This window comes from Thalassoroseus sp., from assembly GCF_984380535.1.
On sequence record NZ_CFHRBF010000026.1, the window covers coordinates 14,234 to 33,808 of the forward strand.

16 protein-coding genes are annotated in these 19,575 nt (G+C 55.4%); 10 read left to right on the top strand and 6 right to left on the bottom strand.

The window, feature by feature from the left end; all coding sequences use genetic code 11:
• Positions 1 to 44: 44 nt before the first annotated feature.
• Together AC5DDB_RS27630 and AC5DDB_RS27635 are read right to left on the bottom strand one after the other, a co-directional pair.
• Positions 45 to 977: a bifunctional riboflavin kinase/FAD synthetase gene (locus AC5DDB_RS27630; RefSeq protein ID WP_491743004.1), complete on the bottom strand. Its 933-nt coding sequence runs from the start codon at positions 975 to 977 to the stop codon at positions 45 to 47.
• Positions 978 to 1,058: 81 nt separating this feature from the next.
• Positions 1,059 to 1,490 carry a YkgJ family cysteine cluster protein gene (locus AC5DDB_RS27635; RefSeq protein ID WP_491743005.1) on the bottom strand — a complete coding sequence of 144 codons (432 nt, stop codon included), beginning with the start codon at positions 1,488 to 1,490 and terminating at the stop codon, positions 1,059 to 1,061.
• Between the two features lie 199 nt (positions 1,491 to 1,689).
• Here AC5DDB_RS27635 and AC5DDB_RS27640 point away from each other — a divergent pair, with 199 nt between their 5' ends.
• The gene (locus AC5DDB_RS27640; protein ID WP_491743006.1) at positions 1,690 to 2,844 is read left to right on the top strand and encodes a TFIIB-type zinc ribbon-containing protein; all 1,155 of its coding nucleotides are present in this window, start codon (positions 1,690 to 1,692) and stop codon (positions 2,842 to 2,844) included.
• Positions 2,841 to 4,115, top strand: a complete 1,275-nt coding sequence (locus tag AC5DDB_RS27645; RefSeq protein ID WP_491743007.1) for a MauE/DoxX family redox-associated membrane protein — start codon at positions 2,841 to 2,843, stop codon at positions 4,113 to 4,115. Before AC5DDB_RS27640 ends, AC5DDB_RS27645 begins: the two co-directional genes overlap by 4 nt.
• A 96-nt stretch (positions 4,116 to 4,211) precedes the next feature.
• Here AC5DDB_RS27645 and AC5DDB_RS27650 read toward each other — a convergent pair whose 3' ends face one another.
• The 3 genes from AC5DDB_RS27650 to rpsT form a co-directional block, all read right to left on the bottom strand.
• Positions 4,212 to 5,117 carry a hypothetical protein gene (locus AC5DDB_RS27650; protein WP_491743008.1) on the bottom strand — a complete coding sequence of 302 codons (906 nt, stop codon included), beginning with the start codon at positions 5,115 to 5,117 and terminating at the stop codon, positions 4,212 to 4,214.
• 231 nt (positions 5,118 to 5,348) lie between these two features.
• On the bottom strand, positions 5,349 to 5,831 hold the full coding sequence (locus tag AC5DDB_RS27655) for a hypothetical protein (RefSeq protein ID WP_491743009.1): 483 nt from the start codon (positions 5,829 to 5,831) through the stop codon (positions 5,349 to 5,351).
• A gap of 107 nt (positions 5,832 to 5,938) precedes the next feature.
• Entirely contained in the window at positions 5,939 to 6,217 is a 279-nt protein-coding gene (rpsT, locus tag AC5DDB_RS27660; protein WP_491743010.1) for a 30S ribosomal protein S20, read from the bottom strand.
• 180 nt (positions 6,218 to 6,397) lie between these two features.
• On the opposite strand from rpsT, the gene purB reads away from it, so the two are divergent.
• The 8 genes from purB to AC5DDB_RS27700 all read left to right on the top strand — a co-directional run bounded on the left by purB (position 6,398) and on the right by AC5DDB_RS27700 (position 18,632).
• Positions 6,398 to 7,840, top strand: a complete 1,443-nt coding sequence (purB, locus tag AC5DDB_RS27665) for an adenylosuccinate lyase (RefSeq protein WP_491743011.1) — start codon at positions 6,398 to 6,400, stop codon at positions 7,838 to 7,840.
• A gap of 339 nt (positions 7,841 to 8,179) precedes the next feature.
• Entirely contained in the window at positions 8,180 to 8,788 is a 609-nt protein-coding gene (locus AC5DDB_RS27670; protein WP_491743012.1) for a hypothetical protein, read from the top strand.
• A gap of 126 nt (positions 8,789 to 8,914) precedes the next feature.
• Positions 8,915 to 10,555 carry a DUF1553 domain-containing protein gene (locus AC5DDB_RS27675; protein WP_491743013.1) on the top strand — a complete coding sequence of 547 codons (1,641 nt, stop codon included), beginning with the start codon at positions 8,915 to 8,917 and terminating at the stop codon, positions 10,553 to 10,555.
• A gap of 37 nt (positions 10,556 to 10,592) precedes the next feature.
• Positions 10,593 to 11,861 carry a DUF1501 domain-containing protein gene (locus AC5DDB_RS27680; RefSeq protein ID WP_491743014.1) on the top strand — a complete coding sequence of 423 codons (1,269 nt, stop codon included), beginning with the start codon at positions 10,593 to 10,595 and terminating at the stop codon, positions 11,859 to 11,861.
• Positions 11,862 to 11,899: 38 nt separating this feature from the next.
• Positions 11,900 to 12,934 carry a WD40 repeat domain-containing protein gene (locus AC5DDB_RS27685; RefSeq protein ID WP_491743015.1) on the top strand — a complete coding sequence of 345 codons (1,035 nt, stop codon included), beginning with the start codon at positions 11,900 to 11,902 and terminating at the stop codon, positions 12,932 to 12,934.
• Between the two features lie 299 nt (positions 12,935 to 13,233).
• Positions 13,234 to 14,124, top strand: coding sequence for a DUF6807 family protein (locus AC5DDB_RS27690; protein WP_491743016.1), 891 nt, complete (start codon positions 13,234 to 13,236; stop codon positions 14,122 to 14,124).
• Between the two features lie 42 nt (positions 14,125 to 14,166).
• Positions 14,167 to 17,205 (top strand): PSD1 and planctomycete cytochrome C domain-containing protein, encoded by a 3,039-nt coding sequence (locus tag AC5DDB_RS27695; protein WP_491743017.1) that lies wholly within the window; start codon positions 14,167 to 14,169, stop codon positions 17,203 to 17,205.
• Positions 17,202 to 18,632, top strand: coding sequence for a DUF1501 domain-containing protein (locus tag AC5DDB_RS27700; RefSeq protein WP_491743018.1), 1,431 nt, complete (start codon positions 17,202 to 17,204; stop codon positions 18,630 to 18,632). Before AC5DDB_RS27695 ends, AC5DDB_RS27700 begins: the two co-directional genes overlap by 4 nt.
• Positions 18,633 to 18,641: 9 nt before the next feature.
• Here the strand turns inward: AC5DDB_RS27700 and AC5DDB_RS27705 are convergent, their stop codons facing one another.
• On the bottom strand, positions 18,642 to 19,310 hold the full coding sequence (locus AC5DDB_RS27705; protein WP_491743019.1) for a hypothetical protein: 669 nt from the start codon (positions 19,308 to 19,310) through the stop codon (positions 18,642 to 18,644).
• Positions 19,311 to 19,575: the final 265 nt, after the last annotated feature.

Sequence of the window (19,575 nt, forward strand, 5' to 3'; positions counted from 1 at the left end):
AATAACCTTCTATCCACGATACTGACCGCAAACCAGCGTGCATCCTAACGCGACAAATAAGGTTCCGCCATGCTCTTCGTCTGCGCGATGTCCTTCTCCAACTGCTCCCGGAGTGCGTCGCCGTCGGCGAATGTCCGAGTTCCACGGACTCGACCGAGCATATCCACCGCCAGACTGCGCTCGTACAAGTCGCCTTGGAACCCAATCAGATGGACCTCGAATTTCCGAGTGTTTTCCTGAAACGTGGGGTTCGAACCCAAGTGAATGGCGGCCGGATATGCTTTGGAATCGATGGTCGCCAGCCCTGCGTAAACGCCGTCAGCGGGGAACAAGGTTTCGATTTCCGCTAAATTCGCGGTCGGCCAACCGAGTGTTCGTCCGCGACCTGCGCCTTTCACGACACGGCCCTCCATGCGATAGGGGTGGCCTAACAATTCCACCGCCGCCGCCACGTCGCCATCAGCTAACAACCCACGAATCCGACTCGACGAGACCATCGCATCACCTGCGAGCACTGGTTCGACAATGTCCAAACTTCGACCGGACGCCTCGCATAGGTCTCGTAACTTCTCGACGTCCCCTTGACGGTCGCGTCCAAAGAAGAAATTGGGCCCCTCGACCATCCCCCGAGCATCGAGTTCGGTTTCCACGATCTGCGAGAAGAAATCATCCGGCGAGAGCGACAACAATCGCTGATCGGTCGGGTACGCGATCACGACATCCACGCCGTAATGCATCAGCAACTCGGCTTTGCGGCGGATAGTGCTCAGTCGTGGCGGAACTTGCCCGGGACGCAGGAGTTCGATCGGGTGAGGATCGAAGGTCAGTACCACAGCAGGCACGTCTGCGGCTTTCGCACGCCCGGTGAGCGTCGAGATCATCCGCTGATGCCCGCGATGCACACCATCGAAGTTACCGATCGCCACAAAACCGCCGCGATACGGTGCGGAAGATTCAAATCCGTAAAGCAACGTCATGCGAATCGGTCAGTGTTCGGGGGTGAAAACGGAATTTCTGCAAGCGGGAAAAGTTCAAAGGCGGTTGTTCTTTGGGCACGGCTAATCATCGTCGAGCGCGAGCCGGTTTTCAATTTCCTCCAAACTGACGAACTCGCCCGTGCCCGCACCGGGACACGCCTCGCAAACTTTTTTCCAAGACTTCTTCGATTCGACGTTGCTCTTCCAGAACGGCCAAGTCCGGCATTGCATGGGACGAACGGGATAAATCTGGCAGCGTCGCGTGGCACCATCGAAGAACGTACAATCGCCGTTCGCAAATTCCGACAGCGACACCCGACCGCCATGCAGCCGAGTATGGAACAAGCGGATTTCGCCGATGGTTTGCTCGCGGTAATCCGCAATTTGTTGCAGTTCGTCGTCTGTAACCCACACGACACCAGGTTCACCTGTGCAGCAATCGCCGCAGCCGGTGCAGGAAAATTGAAGTCCGTCCTTATACCAAGGATCTGACGGGGGCTGTTTTGCGTTCATACCGAGAGTTTAGAAGAGTCGTAATGGATTATCAAAGCTGCCACACAAGGCAATGTCGACTTGCAACGACCCGTTCACTCCACACTTCAGTCCAAAGATCGAAGATGGAGGATCGCGGATCGCAAGGGCTAACAGACGAGAACTTGCCCTTCTCAATTTTGTATCTTTGATCCTCGAAATCGACATCTCCACATTTGCCATGAATGAGCAAAACTACGACGAATCGTTGCCGACCACTCAACCGCCACCGCGTCCCGGCCAGTTGACCGACGCAGGCAAAGCTCGCATTTTTCCGTGTGATCAATGCGGGGCGGACTTGGAATTTCACATCGGCGTTGGGCAGTTGCAATGTCCGTTTTGCGGGTTCACGAAGGAAATTGAACTCGACCCGGAAAAGACGGTCGAGGAGCAAGATTTCCACGCCATGCTCGAACGGTTGGCCGAACGACGCACAACTGCCGTGGGTCTCGTCAGCGATGAGACTCATGAAATTCGTTGTGATTCCTGCGGTGGGACGGTCGTTTTTATCGGCACCCTGACCAGTCAGGACTGTGCCTATTGCGCCAGCCCCATTCAACGCGAGAATGTGCACGATGCCGTCGATCGCGTCCCGGTGGACGGCGTGCTGCCGTTTCAAGTCGAGAAAAGACAGGCGAACGGGAATCTGAAAGCCTGGGTGGCATCGCTGTGGTTTGCGCCAAACGAGTTCCGACGACGAGGCGTGAAGGGTGAGTTCTCGGGCGTCTATTTGCCGTTCTGGACGTTCGATGCGCTGACGTTTAACCGCTACGAAGGTCGACGTGGCGACGATTACACGGTCGAAGTTGGAGATGGCGACGACAAACGTACTGTAACCCGCACGGATTGGACGTACGTCTCCGGCAAGTTCCAACGCTTCTTCGATGATTGCATTATTTGTGCGTCGGGCGGGTTGCCTCGGCAGATCCTCGAAGCACTCGAACCGTGGCCGATGGACCAGTTAGTGCCGTTCAATCAACCGATGCTCGCGGGTTTGTTGGCACGAACCTACGATGTGGAACTTTCGCCGGGTTTCGAACTGGCCAAAAAACAGATGGAAGCCGCCATCCGGCAGGAGACAAACAGTCGTATCGGCGGCGATCACCAACGCATCGATAAACTTCACACGCGGTTTGATGCGATCACCTACAAACACCTGCTGTTGCCGGTGTGGTTGTTGGCCTACAAGTACCGCGAGAAAACGTACCAAGTCGCCATCAATGCCTGCACCGGCGAAGTGCAGGGCGAACGGCCGTGGAGTTGGGTGAAAATCACGTTTGCGGTGTTGGGCGGTCTTGCCGTTGTCCTGGGGTTGGTGATAGCGTTTCAGTCATGAATGACACCGCTGAAACCGCCGAGATTCTCACTGTTCGCCGAGTCAGTCGTTGGATGACCTGCTCCGCCGCCGCGTTGCTGGTGGTCACTTGGAAACTCTGGACCCCGCAGACCGTCTTTCCACAGATTCCATTCTTCGAGTTTTTGATTCGCGTTCCGAGTTGGGTCGACTGGATTTTACTCACAGGCGTCGCGGTTCCGCTCGTGATCGGCTACTTCACTCAGCCACCGTTTCGAGTCGGCAGAATGGTCATGTCGACATTCGCAGTCTGTCTGACCGGTTTGATTTTGCTCGATCAACACCGACTCCAACCGTGGGCCTGGCAGTTTCTTCTCATCGCTTTCGTGCTGATCACCCTTCCCAACGCCAACGGTCTGCGATGGTGCCGGTTACTCACGTTGAGCATCTATTTTTGGTCGGCGATCTCTAAATTCGACCACAGCTTTCTGCACGGACATGCGAATTTGTTTCTGGGTGTTATTGCCGATTGGTCAGGCACGAAACTGGCCGACTGGCCGGAGACATTGCGGTTGACGACGGCACTCATGTTCCCAGTTGGCGAACTGTTGGTCGCGATCCTGCTCTTGTTTTGGCCGCATCGCCGTATCGGTCTATGGGCGAGTTGGCTCATGCATGGCTTGCTGATCGCGATTGTGGGACCGCTTGGTCTTCAGCACGAATGGGGCGTGCTGCTATGGAACCTCTATTTCATTCGACAGAATTTGATGCTGTTCCCGACAACCCCGGAGGACCGCTGGATTCCCACACTTCCGAAAGAGCGAAAAACGCTCGCTATCGGCGTGTCAGTCGTGATGGGTGTGATCATCGTGCTGCCGATTTTGGCAACCGGGGGTTGGTTCGATGAGTGGCCAAGCTGGGCCGTCTACACCGGACGGGCGGAGCAAATCTATGTGGAAGTCCGCGAAGACGTGCGTAACTCGGTCCCGGAGAATATTCCAGTCACTAGAGAATCGAGCGACGACGATCTCGGGTTTCAACCTTGGCAAACGATCAACCTGGGAAAGTGGTCGCTGCAAACACTCGAGACACCGATTTACCCACAAGCCCGATTTCGTCTTGCTGTCGCAAACACAATTGCGGAAAACCTTTCCGACAAGTCGGGTATCCGCATAACCGTGCAGAGCGAAGCGGACCGCATGACTGGACAGCGTTGGACAGAGACCTACCAGGGCCAAGAAGAACTCGAATTGTTGCTCAACCGCTTCTGGCTGAATACCAAACCGCGACAGATTTGGTCGCCGACCCCCTAGATCAATTTTCCCTAGAAGAGTGGTCGGTCACTCGATGCCAGACACAGCCCGTTTCGAACGGCCCGATATCCCCAAGCGTCTCGCGAACTCCGGTTTTCAATGCTCGCCGCAGAGGACTTCCAGCCATTGGAAGGTACCGGCGGGTGCGGGGAATTCGTGGGGCACGAAGCGGGTCGGAATGTCGAGATACAACCCGCCGCCGTACGATGTGAATTGCTCGCTACGACCAAAGACGGCATCGGTTTCGCCGTAGCCAATGAAGCCCATCACACCGGCTCGCATATCGTTCGGCAAGGCAATCCCCGTCCAAAACCGCATGTCAAAGTTGACGAGCGTGCCGTTGTCGCTGGGGACAGCTCGCAGCATATACTGACTGTCACCGGGCCGAGGCGTGTTGGCCTGAATATCCGCATTCAAGTTCCCGATATTGAGCGTCGGAGCCATGCCGACGTCCCAACGTGTATCGGTCGACTCGAAATACTTCGTCGCTTCCAACGCCAACCCAATCGTGCCCGCGTAAAGTTGGGCATCTTCCACACGATAGTTGAAGACGCTCGTCTCGAATGGGCTGAGTGCCGCACCGTTCAAGTTCACGTTGTCTTCGCCGTCCATCGTGCCGAAGGTGAATTCGGTGATGAATCCCTTGCGAACGTGCAACCCTCCCAGTTCGTGCCAAGGCTTCCAGAACGTGGTTCCGACATGGAACCCGCTCATGCCTTTGAAGGTGTTGTCCCAGAGATCGCTATCGAATTCTCGATAGAACGGCGTCACCACAAACCGCCCCCGTTCTTCCTCGTGCTCGTGCGGTAAGTGGTGGTGATGGTGATGTTGGTGGTGGGTCTCATGATGCGATTCGTGCATCGCGTCGTGATGTGGCGTTTCGAAGACTTCTTCTGGCGGGTGTGCACCCCAGTCTTCCAACCCAGGTTCGGCAACGGGTGTTTCCGTTTCGAACTCGGCCGGGAACGAAACGCTGGCGTTGCCTGCGTCCGTGATCGGCATGAGAGGTTCCTCAGCCTGTACGGCTCCGGCGAATGAGATGAATGTCAACAGACAGACCATCTTTGTGAGCGATGTCGAATGCATAGAGGCCCTCGCTTCTCCCAAAGCCGTTCACCGTGAAACAATCCTGATATTGGATCGGTGTTATCGACTTTATCGGTTGCTCGGGTTGCTCGGGTGGAGCCTGTTCGGTCGCTCAGGCCAAGGAATTCGAAATCCGTGGATTTCTCGTTAAACCTGATTGCCGTGAATTTGAGTCCGGCCGGGAGTCAACGTCAGCGAAGTCCCGGTACCAAGTTGACTCAAGCGATCAGAGAGATCGGCCACCAGGTTCTGCAGAGAGCCATCATTCCCAAATGCCTGTTCCCAAACGGATTGCGACATATTTGTGCCGTTGAACTCCGTGTCGCCATTGGCATCGATTCGCAGTTGAAAATCTTCGCCAGGACCAAACAGCGACGCGAGCCGCTCTCGGAGTTGGGAAGCGAAGTTTTTCACATCGCCACGAAGAAAGTTCTGCGACAACGAACGCGTAGCTGGCAGCAAACTTGTTGTGTTTGCGGTGGTGGAAGCGGTTGATTCGCTATCCGTTGTGGTGCCGGCGGCAGCTTGCAAGAGTTGACCGAAGCCGTGTCCCAGAGAAATCGCGGCACTACCGGCAACCTGCCCGGCAAGCAACGCGGGACCGACGAGCCCGATCGGCGACAAACTCATCTGCGATTCTCCGGCAAAAAAATAAGCTGACGTCTTTCAATCTATCGACGTCAGCCTTGATTCTCTTCGCCAGAACCGTGCGGATTGTACCGCGATTCGCAATTATTCTAGCTGGCCGCTGCTTCTTTGCTCTTCTTCAGCAGCTTAGACAAACGGCTCTTGGTACGAGCAGCAGCGTTCGGATGGATCAGCCGTTTAGCGGCCGATTGATCCAACTTTTTCGCAGCAGCCCGGAAGGCATCTTCGGCGGCTTGCTGATCATCGCCAGCCGCAGCTTGGCGGACTTTCTTCACATACGTACGGAGCTCGCTGCGTTGGGAACGATTACGAGCCTGACGCTTTTGGCTTTGTCGAAGAGCTTTCTTAGCGTTCGTTGAATTCGGCATAGTTTATTGCAATTTCGAGCCAATAGTTCGTGGGGAACCGGAAAGTTTCGCAGTTTAATAACCCGTCCGTCAATTTGCCAGTCCTTCGGGCAACTTTTTTCTGCATTCGGATTTGGTTATGCTCGGACCTGTTTCTATCCACTTTGACGTCCATTTGCGTTCGATGAAAGGCCACACACGATGGCGGCGGATCAATCTCGGCATACCCAATATCAAAATCCGCTGATTTCGCGTTACGCATCGCGGCAGATGAGCGAAATCTGGAGCGCTCAACGCAAACACTCCACTTGGCGACGCTTATGGGTCGCGCTTGCCGACTGTGAACGCGAACTCGGCTTGGATATTTCGCCAGCACAAGTCGAGGAATTATCCGCTGCAGTGGATGACATTGACTTCGAACGGGCCGCCCACCACGAACGCGAACGCCGTCACGATGTGATGGCCCACGTCGAAACCTACAAGGAAAAATGCCCCAACGCGGGAGGTATCATCCACTTAGGTGCAACGAGTTGCTTCGTGACAGACAACACGGAGCTCCTGCAGATTCGTGAAAGTCTTCAGCTGATTCGTGGACGCCTGGGGTCTGTCATCGCGGCTCTGGCGGACTTCGCCGATCGTCATAAGTCTTTGTCGTGTCTTGGGTTCACGCACCTTCAACCTGCGCAACCGACAACGGTTGGAAAACGGGCAACCCTTTGGTGTTACGATTTGATTCTCGATCTGGAAGAGATCGAACACCGTCTGGATCGTCTCCGGTTCCGTGGTGTCAAAGGCACCACCGGGACACAGGCAAGTTTCTTGCAACTTTTCAACGGCGATCACGCAAAAGTCGAGCAACTCGACAAAATGGTCGCCGCACGAATGGGGTTCGAAGAGACCTACCCAGTCACCGGCCAAACTTACTCCCGCAAAATCGATGCTCAGGTTCTGAACTCGCTCAGCGGAATCGGGCAGTCGGCTCATAAAGCCGGTTCTGACTTACGCTTACTGCAAAGTCGTCGAGAATTGGAAGAACCATTTGAGACCAAGCAAATCGGCTCCTCCGCGATGGCGTACAAACGCAATCCGATGCGAGCGGAGCGGATGTGTGCTTTATCTCGGTTCGCGATGAGTCTCGGCCCCAACGCCGAACAAACCATGGCCACCCAATGGATGGAACGCACACTCGACGACAGTGCCAACCGACGGCTTTCGTTGCCGCAGGCGTTCTTGGCGATTGATGCCGTCCTGATTCTCTACACCGATATCGCCCGAGGCTTGAAGGCGTATCCTTCGGTGATTTCTCGACATCTGGCCGAAGAACTGCCATTCATGGCAACGGAAGAAATCATGATGGCCGGTGTTCAAGCCGGTGGTGATCGACAAGATCTCCACGAACGCATCCGTGTTCATTCTCACGAAGCCGCCAGCCGCATCAAAGAAGGGGACGGCGTGAACGATTTGCTCGAACGCCTGCAGAACGATCCAGCGTTCGCGAAGGTTCAATTCGACGATGCACTTGATCCAACGCGATACATTGGCCGGGCCCCGGAACAAGTGACGTCATTTCTTCGTGATGTCGTGCAACCATTGCTGGATCAGCTGGGTAATATTGATGACAGCAATGTCAGTGTGAACGTGTAAGCGGAACACAATCGTCAGGAGCGAATCCCACGACAAGCAGAGGTTTCTAGCGATACCGAACGGCAATAGCCGCAAAAAGATGAGAAATTTCCGCAGCGAGTTGTGTCACGTTGCGTGATATCGAGGCTCGCAACGACGGATTTCTAGCACCGTTATCTTTATGAAGTTTGATTGCTCGACAGTGGAGAAGTACTAGACAACCTCCTCGCGGTGCCTCACCATATATGAGACAGGACGAGTGGCGACGGATGGGGAGGTCATCGCGGACTTCTTCCGACCGGTGAAGTGATCTGAACACTTGCGGTTCCGCAAGTTACCTGAGAACCAAGGAGCAAATCGATGTCACGTAGAATACTGGTTTGCGGGATGATCACCATTATGGCCGGGCTTTTTTTTGTCCTCCATGCCGCAGAGAGACGCGAGCGAATGGAACGACACCATGCCATCGCGATCCGTCAACACGAGCATGCCGAACGGGTTCGTCAAGACGCGGAAGAAGCCAGAGCCCCTTCCACCGAAGCCCAACGACGCGAAATCCAGAAACTACGAATCAGACTGGAGCGGTTACTGGCGGAGCATCGTGAGGCGGTTCAACGGGGCTTCGACGAGGTCGCGGAAGAACTTCAGCAGGAAATCAAACGGACTAGTGAAGAATTGGGGAACAATCTTCGTCGTTCGCATGTTGCCATCGATCACGAGCGACAAAAACCGCCGGAAGAACGTCTCGACCATATGCGAGCCGCCGTTGAACACCTTCGTCATGCAGGGCTAAACGAAATCGCCGACCGCGTAACCGAACATGCGGAAGAAATCGAACGCGACCTCGAACGGCAACGTCGAAGTCATGGAAACGGAGAACTTCGCGAAGCGATGGAACAAATTCAAGACCTTCGACAAGAGATTCAACGACTTCGCGAGCAACTTCAATCCATCGAAGAAAAACGATAAGTTTTCGGATTCTTGGGGGGATCAATCTAGAAACTCGGATGTGTGAGTTGGTAACATAACAGAGTGTTGATCCGTTATTGTGAGCGGTGATCGACATCTCTCTGACTCTCACGCTGGGATTTCCGGATGAATTCCAAGCCGTTGTTGCTGTCCGTTTTGCTCTTGGGGATGGGGACCGCGTTGCATGCGGCGCCCCCCGCAACTGCCCAAAGACCTCTCCATACCGAGATCGATCGTGTCAGCGGCCTGACTCCAGATCCACCAGTCCCAGGAGAACGGTGCTCGGATGCGGAATTCTTGCGGCGAATCTATCTGGATTTCGTCGGTGTGATTCCCAGTGTCGACGAGGCACGCGAGTTCCTCGAAAGTTCATCACCGACGCGTCGACGTGATCTGGTCGACCGCTTGCTAGCCGACCCGCGGCACACTTGGCATCTCGTCGATACTTTCGACGTCATGCTGATCGAGCGTCGTAAGGGCAGTTATATTCCCGATGCGGAATGGCGAAATTGGTTGCACGAGCAATTCTCGAAGAACACGCCACTCGATGAACTTATCGGGACGATCTTGTCCGCCGATGGTACCAAAAAGGCCACACGACCGGCTGCGAAATTTCTGCTGGTGCGGAAGTTGGAGACCGATCTCGTCACACGCGATCTGGGACGACTGCTGCTCGGACGGGACATGCAATGTGCCCAATGTCATGACCATCCCATCGTCCCCGATTACTTGCAACGCCATTACTACGGACTCTCCGCATTCGTGAATCGCTCTTACGTCTTCAATGACAAGAAAGCGAAGCAGAACATCATTGCCGAGAAAGCCGAAGGGAACACAACGTTTGCCTCGGTCTTCACCGACGAAAAAGGCGAAACGGGACCCCGAGTGCTCGATCTCGAGCCGATCACCGAACCGGCTCCCGAAAAAGACCCCTACACAGTAAAGCCCAGTAAAACTGCGGGCGGCGTACCGAAGTTCAGTCGGCGATTACAACTTAAGCAGGCAATCACCGCACCCGAGAACACGGCATTTCGGCAGAATTTTGCCAACCGACTGTGGGCGATGATGATCGGTCGCGGGTTGGTCGAACCGCTCGATATGTTTCACAGTGAAAACCCGCCGACGAATCCGGAACTGCTCGACTTACTTTCAGATCACTTGCACGCCAGCGGCTACAATATTCGATTCATGCTGCGTGAGATCGCGCTATCGGAAACCTATCAACGTTCCAGTCGGTTGCCGGAGAACGTGCCGATGGACAGCATCGGACCGTTTGCGGTCGCGGAACTCGAACCGCTTTCCCCTGAGCAACTCGCTTGGTCGACTTTGGAAGCCGTCGGTTTAGTCGCGACACAGAAACCCAAAGCGGTTCAAGAGGCCGAAAAGAAGAAGTCGAATCCGGCGACAGAACTGCGGAAGATATTGGGGTCTCAAGCGGGAGTCGTTGTCCAGACCTTCGCCCCGAAATCGGCTACAGCGGGATTCGATGCCACTGCCGAACAGGCATTGTTTCTGATGAATGCGGCTACATCGCAGAATTGGCTCACACCACGCACTGGCACCTTGGTCGATCGCCTCATGAAAACTTCGGATGTTTCCGCGATAGCCGACGAGTTATTCCTCAGTGTCTACTCGCGATACCCCGCCGATGATGAAAGTCAATGGGTCGCTCAAACGCTCGAAGATCGTGACGACGATCGTTTGGCGGCGATTCAAGAACTAGTTTGGGCCACCATCACCTCCGCCGAATTTCGCCTCAATCACTGACCTTCCACCCCAATCCTCCTGCCTACCGGAGCCTTCCATGCGACGCGACACCGGATGCCAACCGCTCGATCACGCGTTTTCTCGTCGAAGTTTCTTGGCCGGTTCTGCATTAGCCGGGACTGTCGCCGGGGTCGGACATGCGGTGCCGACGATCGCGGGTGAGCAAATCCAAAGGCGACACAAACAAGTTCTGCAAGTCTTTTTGCAAGGGGGAGTGAGTCAGTTGGAATCGTGGGACCCGAAACCCGGTACGCGACACGGCGGTCCGTTCGGGGCGATTCCGACCTCAGTGCCCGGCGTGCACATTTCCGAATTGCTCCCGGAAACCGCCCAACAGATGCATCATCTGTCGATCGTTCGCAGCGTGAACATCAAAATCAACGATCACGGCCAAGGTCGGATGTTCATGGAAAAGGGACGACGAGCCGGTGACTACCCGTATGTCGGTTCCGTCGCGGCGAAGTACCTCGGCCCGGATGATTCTCGACTTCCGAAGTTCATCACGATTTCCACTCGCGGTTTGAACGACCAATCGGCAGCGGCGTTTCTGGGAGCAAAATATACACAACTCAAACTGTCCGGAGCCGAAGCACCCGCCAATCTCAATCTGCCGAAAGGCATCGACACCTCCGCCGAACAGCGTCGACAACAACTTCGGTTGGCCATGAACGAGCGTTTCGCCAGCGGACGTCGGAAAGCCCATGTCGAAACTTACAACGCCTCGTTCGAACAAGCCCAACGCATGGTCAAACGACGCGATGTCTTCGTCGCCGAACCGACACCACAGGACCTCGATCGCTACGGTCGGCATGAGTTCGCACGGAATTGTGTGCTTGCACGCACGTTGCTCGAAGAAGGTGTTACCTGCGTGAAGGTTTCCCATCACGGGTACGATACGCATGCCGAGAACTTTAATTTCCACCTCGAACAACTCGGCGAATTCGACCGTCCATTCGCAACGTTGCTGGCCGATTTGGCGGACCGTGGAATGTTGGAGCATACATTGGTCATGGTGTATTCCGAATTTGGCCGGACACCGAAAATCAACGTGCGTTACGGTCGAGACCACTGGGGCACCGCGTGGTCGGTGGCACTTGGCGGGTGCGGGATCGTCCCTGGTGCCGTCATCGGAAAAACCAACGACGAAGGCACCGCGGTTGCTGATCGGGAAGTGGACGCGGGGCATCTGTTCCACACGTATTTCTCCGCGCTTGGAATCGACACCTTCGCCGATCACGACGTACCAGGGCGGTCCATTCCAATCGGAGATCCGGCTGCCGCACCGATCAAAGAACTGTTGGCGTAAGCAAGTTTCACTCTGTCTCGATCTGGGATCGTTGAATCATGACGAGCAACCCCGCCATCGCGCAAACACCACCCGCTGTTGCCGAACGAAGTGTGCGTCCGGAACAAACTCATGAAGTGTTGTCGTTCAAACACGATCGCCCGTTGACGACTTGCCGAGTCGATGCCGATGCACGATTTGCGTTCGCCGGTGCGGAAGATTTTTTCGTGCACCGTTGGAACTTGCGAACCGGCGAGCATACGAAACTGCAAGGGCCGCAGAGTTGGGTGCGGTGCATCGATATCTCCCCCGATCGCAAAACCGTCGTCGGGGCCGATTGGCGGGGTCGGCTGTGTTGGTGGAACACCTCCCAGAACACGACAGAACCGACGCGAACGCTGCAAGCTCATCGTGGAGCGTGTCGCTGGGTGCGGTTCAGTCCTGATGGCTCTCATTTTGTGACTTGTGGAAATGATTTACTGATCAAACTCTGGCAGGCCGACGGCACACCAATCGCGGAATTTGCCGGGCATGAACGGTATCCGTATGCGGTGGTGTTTCACCCCGATCGCCAGGAATTGGCTTCGCAGGATTTGCTCGGCAACGTAAAAATTTGGGATATCGATCAACAGAAAGAGAAGAAAACCGTCCCGATCAAAGTCATGACGGGCTACGACAAAACCTTTGCGGCAGACATGGGTGGCCCGAGAGATTTACAGTTCGACCCCGCCGGCGAACAACTCTTATGCACCGGTATTACGAATGTCAAAAACGCGTTCGCCGGGATACAAGACCCGATTCTCGTCAGTCTCAATCTGCAAACAGACGAGCTCGAACCGATGAAGGTCGCTAAGAACTTCCAAGGAATCGCATGGAGCGGACGTTTCCACCGTGCTGGTTTCGTGATCGGTGCTGGTGCGAACCGGACTGGCAAAGGCGCGATTTGGTACTGGAAGCCAGGTGCGGATCAACCGTTTCACACGCTCGAACTCAAATCGGCCGCTCGAGGGATGGACCTCACACAAAACCAACAAACCGCCGTCATTGCCCATGCCGACGGGTCGTTGAAAACCTACTCATTGGTCCCGACATAACTTGCCCTTTGAACTTCACGTCTTTCTCACCGCTGTTGAGCCGTCTGCGGTATCGACTGGAATATTTCCGCATGACCGATTACCGTCTTTAGTCCGTTTTACGGTCTTTGGTCTTTGTGAAGAGTAAAAAACGATCTCTGTTTTCCGAACTTCACGAGACAGAAACCGTTACGAAGCCAAGTCAACGACTTTAGCTTATAAAAACGGTTCACTCATGGCTTCACCGATTGGAGCTGTGTCGACGCGATTCCAATATTCCGCGGAGTTTTCTAGTGCGAGACCCATTACGTTCATGCCTTGTGAGTTCATTGGCCATCTTATGTGCGGCGACCTGCACATGGGCGGCGGAAGTTTATGAAGTCAAAGTCACCGAAGGAAAACACGCCGACATCATCGGTCCAAGCGGTCCTCTCGTGCGTTATATGTTCGAGCGTGACAAGTCGACTCCCGAACTCACCTTTGACACCGCGAAGGTGTTCGCCCATGTGATGGCTCCTGGTGGAAAAGAAACTCTCACCAAAGGTCCTGGCGGAAAATTCCCGCATCACCGAGGCATCTTCATTGGCTGGAACCGCATTTCTCACGGCGGAAAACAACATGACCTTTGGCACGTTCGTAACACGGAGTTGAAACATCGCGAGTTCCTGACCACGGAAGGCGACAAGAACGGCGGCACCATCACGAGCAAGATCGACTGGATCGGTGTCACCGGCAAACCAATCATCGAAGAAAAACGGACATACCGCGTCATCGGCACTTCAGACGCGTACGCAGTGATCGATTTCGTCAGCGAACTGACGGCTGTCGATGGTGATGCGTTGCTCGACGGCGACCCGGAACACGCCGGTGTGCAGTTTCGCCCCTCGCAGAAAGTCGCCGAAAACGGTTCCGCGAAATACACGTTTCACGAAGAAGAAATCGATCCGAAGAAAGACCACGATCTGCCCTGGGTCGCCTGCACCTTCCGCATCGACGATCAACCTTGGACCGTTCAGCACATGAACCATCCGTCGAATCCGAAAGGGGCCATTTGGTCGGCGTACCGGGACTATGGTCGTTTCGGGCCGTTTCCGAAGTTTCAACTGAAAGATGGCGAAACGAAAACGCTGCGGTTCCGCTTCCGCGTGACCAAGGGCGAAGCACCAGCTCAGGCGGAGATGACGAAGCAATACGAACAATTCGCGGAGTGACGTTCGGTTTGCCGCGGATGCTGTTAATGCCATAATAAGGACATGACTGACATCCGCGCTCACTTTGCCGTTATTTGGTTTCTCGCAATCCCGACATTTGCCGCCCATGCCGCGCGTCCGCCATCGTTCAACACGGACGTGCGTCCGATACTGGCGGCGAAATGCTTTGCGTGTCACGGTCCCGATGCGGATTCTCGGGAAGCCGACTTGCGGTTAGACGTTCGTGAGCAAGCGATCGAGTCCGGTGCGATCGCTCCTCATGAACCGGATTCGAGTGAACTTGTCACCCGCATCGAGTCGGACGATGAGTTCCTGCGAATGCCCCCGGCCGATTCCGGGAAATCATTGACCGTTGAAGAGCGAACAATCCTGCGGAATTGGGTCGCCTCCGGAGCCAAATACGAGCGACACTGGGCGTTCTCTCCGCCATCCCGTCCCGCAGTTCCAGAGATTACCGCACCAGATTGGCAGCACTGGCCGAGGAATTCCGTCGATCGTTTCGTGCTCGATCGTATGTTGGCTAACGGGTTTTCACCGTCTGCCGAAGCGGATCGCTACACAATCGTTCGGCGGGTGTACCTTGACTTGATTGGTCTTCCACCAACGCCCGAAGAAGCAGATGCCTTCGTGAAGGACGACGATCCTCACGCTTACACGCGACTCGTCGACCAGTTGCTCGACTCCCCGCACTATGGCGAACACTGGGCGCGTCCGTGGTTGGATTTGGCACGTTACGCCGACACGAACGGCTACGAAAAAGACCGTCCGCGTTCGGTTTGGCCATATCGCGACTGGGTCATCAAGGCGCTGAATGACGACATGCCGTTCGATCAATTTACGATCGAACAACTCGCCGGCGATATGCTTCCCAATGCCACAGACGACCAACGAATCGCCACCGGATTCCATCGTCAGACGATGCTTAACGAAGAAGGCGGTATCGACCCGTTGGAGTTTCGGTTCTATGCGATGGTCGATCGTGTGGCGACAACGGGTACGGTTTGGATGGGGCTCACCATCGGTTGTGCTCAATGTCACACTCACAAGTACGACCCGATCACACACACCGATTACTACCGTTTCATGGCATTACTGAATAATGCCGACGAACCCGACCTCAGTGTGCCCATTCCGAAAATTGTCGAAGAACAACGGCAAATCCAAGCACAAATCGCAGCGTTGGAAGCGAAGCTGCCCGAGCAGTTTCCGCTTGCGGAAGGTGAGGAGGAACCAGCCGCAAGTCGCGTGCGAAACCTAAAACAGCAACTGTCGAAGTGGATCGAAGAACAACGCCAAACCGCGGTTGATTGGACTGTGCTCGAAGCCGATTCCCTGAAGACGAATTTGCCGAAACTCGAGCAACTCGAGGACGGTTCCGTGTTGTCCACGGGGGACATAACCAAACGCGATGTGTTCCAACTAACGTTCCCGCTCGACAACTTCGATCAGCCGATTACCGCAATTCGGTTGGAAGTGCTGCCGGACGATCGGCTTCCTGCTGGCGGGCCTGGGCGTGCGTATTACGAAGGGCGACAAGGAGATTTCTTCCTGAGCGAACTCTCCGCACGAAAAGACGGTCAGAAGATTTCGTTTGCTTCCGCATCTCACAGCTATGGCAAAATCAGCGTTGGCAGTGGTTCGGCGGATGCCATGAACGTGATCGACGGCGAAGGCTCGACGGGGTGGTCCACATCAGGTGGGGAAGGGCAGTCGCATCAGCTTGTGTTGGTCCTCGAAAACCCACTGCAACCGCAGGGAACGCTCGATATCGAAATGCTCTTCGAGCGGCATTTCGCAGCGAGTCTCGGACGGTTTCGAATTTCCGCCACGACGGACCGAGACGGCTTGCGAGCCAAAACGCTGCCCGTGGAAATTGAGACCATCTTAGCGAGCGATTCGGAATCTTGGTCTGACGAGGATCGTGCGCGACTTCGACAGCAGTTTCTACGTGAGACACCACTCTTGGCTGAAGCTCGCAAGCCCATCAATGCATTGCGAAAGCAACTTCCCGAATTGCCCACGACCCTCGTCATGCAGGAACGTCCCGCAGACAATCCCCGCGAAACCCATCGGCATCATCGCGGCGAATATCTTTCCCCCCGGGAATTGGTCACACCTGGTGTTCCGGCGGTCTTTGGGTTGGACGATCACGAGCAACCGACCGATCGGTTGGCGTTTGCAAGTTGGTTGGTCAGTGATGAAAACCCGTTGGTTGCGCGGGTCATGGTCAATCGCGATTGGCGAGAGTTCTTTGGGGCCGGATTGATGCGAACCAACGGTGACTTCGGCACCCAGTCGGAACCGCCCACGCATCCGGAATTGCTCGATTGGTTGGCTTGTGAGTTTGTCAGTGAAGGTTGGTCCCGCAAGCGGTTGCATCGACTGATAGTTACAAGTGCAACATATCGACAAGCATCGGTACTCACTCCGAACCTCCGCGAACGCGACCCGCAAAATCGATTTCTGGCACGTGGGCCACGGTTCCGTGTGCGTGCGGAAACCGTGCGTGACATCATGCTGCAAGCGAGTGGAAAACTCTCCTCGAAGATTGGTGGACCGAGCGTGTATCCGCCACAACCGGCCATCGTGACAGCACTCGCCTATGGCAATACCGCTTGGAAAACGTCGCAGGGAGAGGACCGTTATCGACGTTCGCTGTACACATTCCTCAAGCGAACGGCACCGTTCGCAGCGAACTCGGTGTTCGATGCGCCGTCTGGAGAAACGTGTCTCGCCCGACGTGATCGCAGCAACACACCGCTCCAGGCACTCACGCTGCTTAACGATGAAATGTTTCTCGAACTCTCGCGTGCACTGGGCAGTGAAGCCGCGTCGAGGCATTCGCAGTCCGCTCGGGATGCTGTCACATTTATCTTTCGACAGTTGCTCACTCGGCCACCGACGGTTGCCGAGCAAGAATTGTTGCTCGACTACTACGCCCAACAACTCACCCGGTTGCAACGCGGCGAACTCGATCCTGCCAAGATTGCTGGTGTCCCGAATGCATCTCCCGAAACCGCTGCGTGGATGATGGTCGCGCGGGCGGTGATGAATCTGGATGAGGTCATTACAAAGTCATGAATAAAGTTGTCGAAGAACATCACCGCATCCTGGCCCGCCGACATTTCTTCCAGAATTGTGGCGTGGGTGTCGGCAAAGTCGCGCTGGCGTCGTTGTTGGCGAAAGCCGCTTCCGCCGGTCCAACGGATCAAAAACCCCCGCACTTCACTCCTCGAGCGAAACGTGTGATCTTCCTGTTCATGGCGGGGGCACCAAGTCAGCTCGAGTTGTTCGATCACAAACCGGAGCTCGCCAAACTCGAAGGCAAACCAATTCCGCCGTCGGTGATCGAAGGGCAACGCTACGCGTTCATTCAACCGGACGCAGCAGTGTTGGGACCACGATTCCGGTTCTCGAAACACGGAGAGTCGGGAGCGGAACTGTCGGAGGCGCTTCCGCATTTGGCGACGGTGGTGGATCGCATCGCGTTCGTGAAGTCGGTGCACACCGACCTCTTCAACCACGCGCCGGCTCAACTCTTCGTTAACACCGGCAGCGGAATTCCGGGACGACCCGCGATGGGTTCGTGGCTCAGTTATGGACTTGGCAGCGAGACCGAAAACCTGCCTGCGTTCGTGGTGCTCAAGAGTGGCGGCAGTCTCAGTGGTGGAGCGGCGTTGTGGGGCAACGGATTTTTGCCGGGAGTGCATGCGGGAGTTCCATTCCGCAGCCAAGGAGACCCGATTCTGCACATCGCCAGCCCCAACGGATACGACCGCAGAGCTCAGCGGGAGACACTCGATATCGTGGGGAAACTGAATCGCCGGCAGTTTGATGTCATGGGCGATCCGGAGATCAACACTCGCATCAATGCCTATGAAATGGCCTTCCGCATGCAGACGGAAGCACCGGGGCTCGTGGACTTCTCGAACGAAACGTCGACCACTCTAAAGGACTACGGGGCGAACCCGTCCGATGGGAAAGCGGCCTACGCTAACAATTGTTTATTGGCTCGGCGGTTGGTCGAACGGGGCGTGCGATTTGTGCAGGTTTACCATGCGGGTTGGGATCATCACAGCAATGTGGAAGGTGGAGTTCGCGGACAAGCCAAGCAGACCGACCAAGCCACGGCCGCTCTGATTCGAGATCTCGATCAACGTGGCTTACTCGAAGACACGCTCGTCGTATGGGGCGGCGAGTTCGGGCGAACGCCCATGGTGGAAGCGTCCGCCGCTCTGGGACGCAAACAAGGACGCGACCATCATCCGCAAGCGTTTACCATGTGGTTCGCGGGTGGCGGCGTCAAACCGGGAATCACCATCGGCAAAACCGATGACTTGGGTTTCCATCCCGTCGATCGTCCCGTCCATGTGCACGATGTGCAAGCGACGATTCTCCATCTCCTCGGTCTCAACCACGAACACCTCACGTTCCGGAGTCGTGGTCTCGACTTCCGACTCACCGGCGTGGAAGAACATCACGCGGTGAAGGAACTGTTTGAAGCATGACCCTAATCGTCAATTTGGGAGTTCATTCGGCTCTGATTTGACTGCTGGCTCCTTCCAGATGCCTTGCTTCCAAAGTCGGGGAACAACGATCGCAACCGTGACAAGTCCAATCAATCCGCTGGCAGCCGAGAGTCCCCCGATCACAAAGACGGGGAGTTCCTCGATGCCGCAGAGGAAGTATTTCGCGTAAATCGAATGGGGGATACCAGCCAGTTCAGCGGCACCGGTCTGAATTTCGATCTTAGCCTGATAATCACCTGGCGGCATTGGTGAAAAACCCGCTAACCAGATTTGACCGGCAAACATGCTGGCATCTTGAGGCGTGAGCGGGACCGTTTGGACTTCGTCACCATTTGCCTTCGTGATTTGCAGAATTCCCGTGAGTCCGTTGAGCATTCGTTCCAATTCTTCGGAGTCGGCCGGCAACTGCTGCGAAGGAACATCGAGCACCAAGATTTCATTGTGTGCACGCGAGAAACTATGCCGGTAGGGCACCGATTGTTCGGACGCCTGCGAAAGATCAATTTCCACATCCATCGGACGCGCGGTATGTGCGGCTTCGACTTTCTGTTTGTCGCGAACGGCCTCGATCGCCAGCCAGACAGCCCCTCCCAGACAAACGGTCCCAAAGAGTACTGCGGTGAGCCGACCAATCGCTAGGACTCGTGTTGTCGACATCGTGACTCCAATCGTCCCAAACCGTCTCAACGGATTCGTCCGTCAAGCCTGTCCACAACCTGCGATACTTCCCGAATCTGTGAATCAATTTGCTGCAGCGATGTTGAAAAAAATCAACAATTCACAAAATGCACTTCGAAGCTGAGACACTCCCAGCGTGACTTTCTCGACGTCGTGTTTCAACGATAAAACCTGGTCAAAACGCCCTCCAGACGACATCGGTTGACGCCTGTCGCAGTGACGATTGCACTGTTTGATCTCAAAA

What these genes read in the sequence shown, in the direction of transcription:
- purB (WP_491743011.1), top strand. Translation starts at nt 6,398, where the DNA reads ATGGCGGCGGATCAATCTCGGCATACCCAATATCAAAATCCGCTGATT.
- AC5DDB_RS27635 (WP_491743005.1), bottom strand. Translation starts at nt 1,490, where the DNA reads ATGAACGCAAAACAGCCCCCGTCAGATCCTTGGTATAAGGACGGACTT.
- AC5DDB_RS27645 (WP_491743007.1), top strand. Translation starts at nt 2,841, where the DNA reads ATGAATGACACCGCTGAAACCGCCGAGATTCTCACTGTTCGCCGAGTC.
- AC5DDB_RS27700 (WP_491743018.1), top strand. Translation starts at nt 17,202, where the DNA reads ATGAATAAAGTTGTCGAAGAACATCACCGCATCCTGGCCCGCCGACAT.
- AC5DDB_RS27655 (WP_491743009.1), bottom strand. Translation starts at nt 5,831, where the DNA reads ATGAGTTTGTCGCCGATCGGGCTCGTCGGTCCCGCGTTGCTTGCCGGG.
- AC5DDB_RS27685 (WP_491743015.1), top strand. Translation starts at nt 11,900, where the DNA reads ATGACGAGCAACCCCGCCATCGCGCAAACACCACCCGCTGTTGCCGAA.
- AC5DDB_RS27675 (WP_491743013.1), top strand. Translation starts at nt 8,915, where the DNA reads ATGAATTCCAAGCCGTTGTTGCTGTCCGTTTTGCTCTTGGGGATGGGG.
- rpsT (WP_491743010.1), bottom strand. Translation starts at nt 6,217, where the DNA reads ATGCCGAATTCAACGAACGCTAAGAAAGCTCTTCGACAAAGCCAAAAG.
- AC5DDB_RS27680 (WP_491743014.1), top strand. Translation starts at nt 10,593, where the DNA reads ATGCGACGCGACACCGGATGCCAACCGCTCGATCACGCGTTTTCTCGT.
- AC5DDB_RS27705 (WP_491743019.1), bottom strand. Translation starts at nt 19,310, where the DNA reads ATGTCGACAACACGAGTCCTAGCGATTGGTCGGCTCACCGCAGTACTC.
- AC5DDB_RS27640 (WP_491743006.1), top strand. Translation starts at nt 1,690, where the DNA reads ATGAATGAGCAAAACTACGACGAATCGTTGCCGACCACTCAACCGCCA.
- AC5DDB_RS27695 (WP_491743017.1), top strand. Translation starts at nt 14,167, where the DNA reads ATGACTGACATCCGCGCTCACTTTGCCGTTATTTGGTTTCTCGCAATC.
- AC5DDB_RS27650 (WP_491743008.1), bottom strand. Translation starts at nt 5,117, where the DNA reads ATGCCGATCACGGACGCAGGCAACGCCAGCGTTTCGTTCCCGGCCGAG.
- AC5DDB_RS27630 (WP_491743004.1), bottom strand. Translation starts at nt 977, where the DNA reads ATGACGTTGCTTTACGGATTTGAATCTTCCGCACCGTATCGCGGCGGT.
- AC5DDB_RS27670 (WP_491743012.1), top strand. Translation starts at nt 8,180, where the DNA reads ATGTCACGTAGAATACTGGTTTGCGGGATGATCACCATTATGGCCGGG.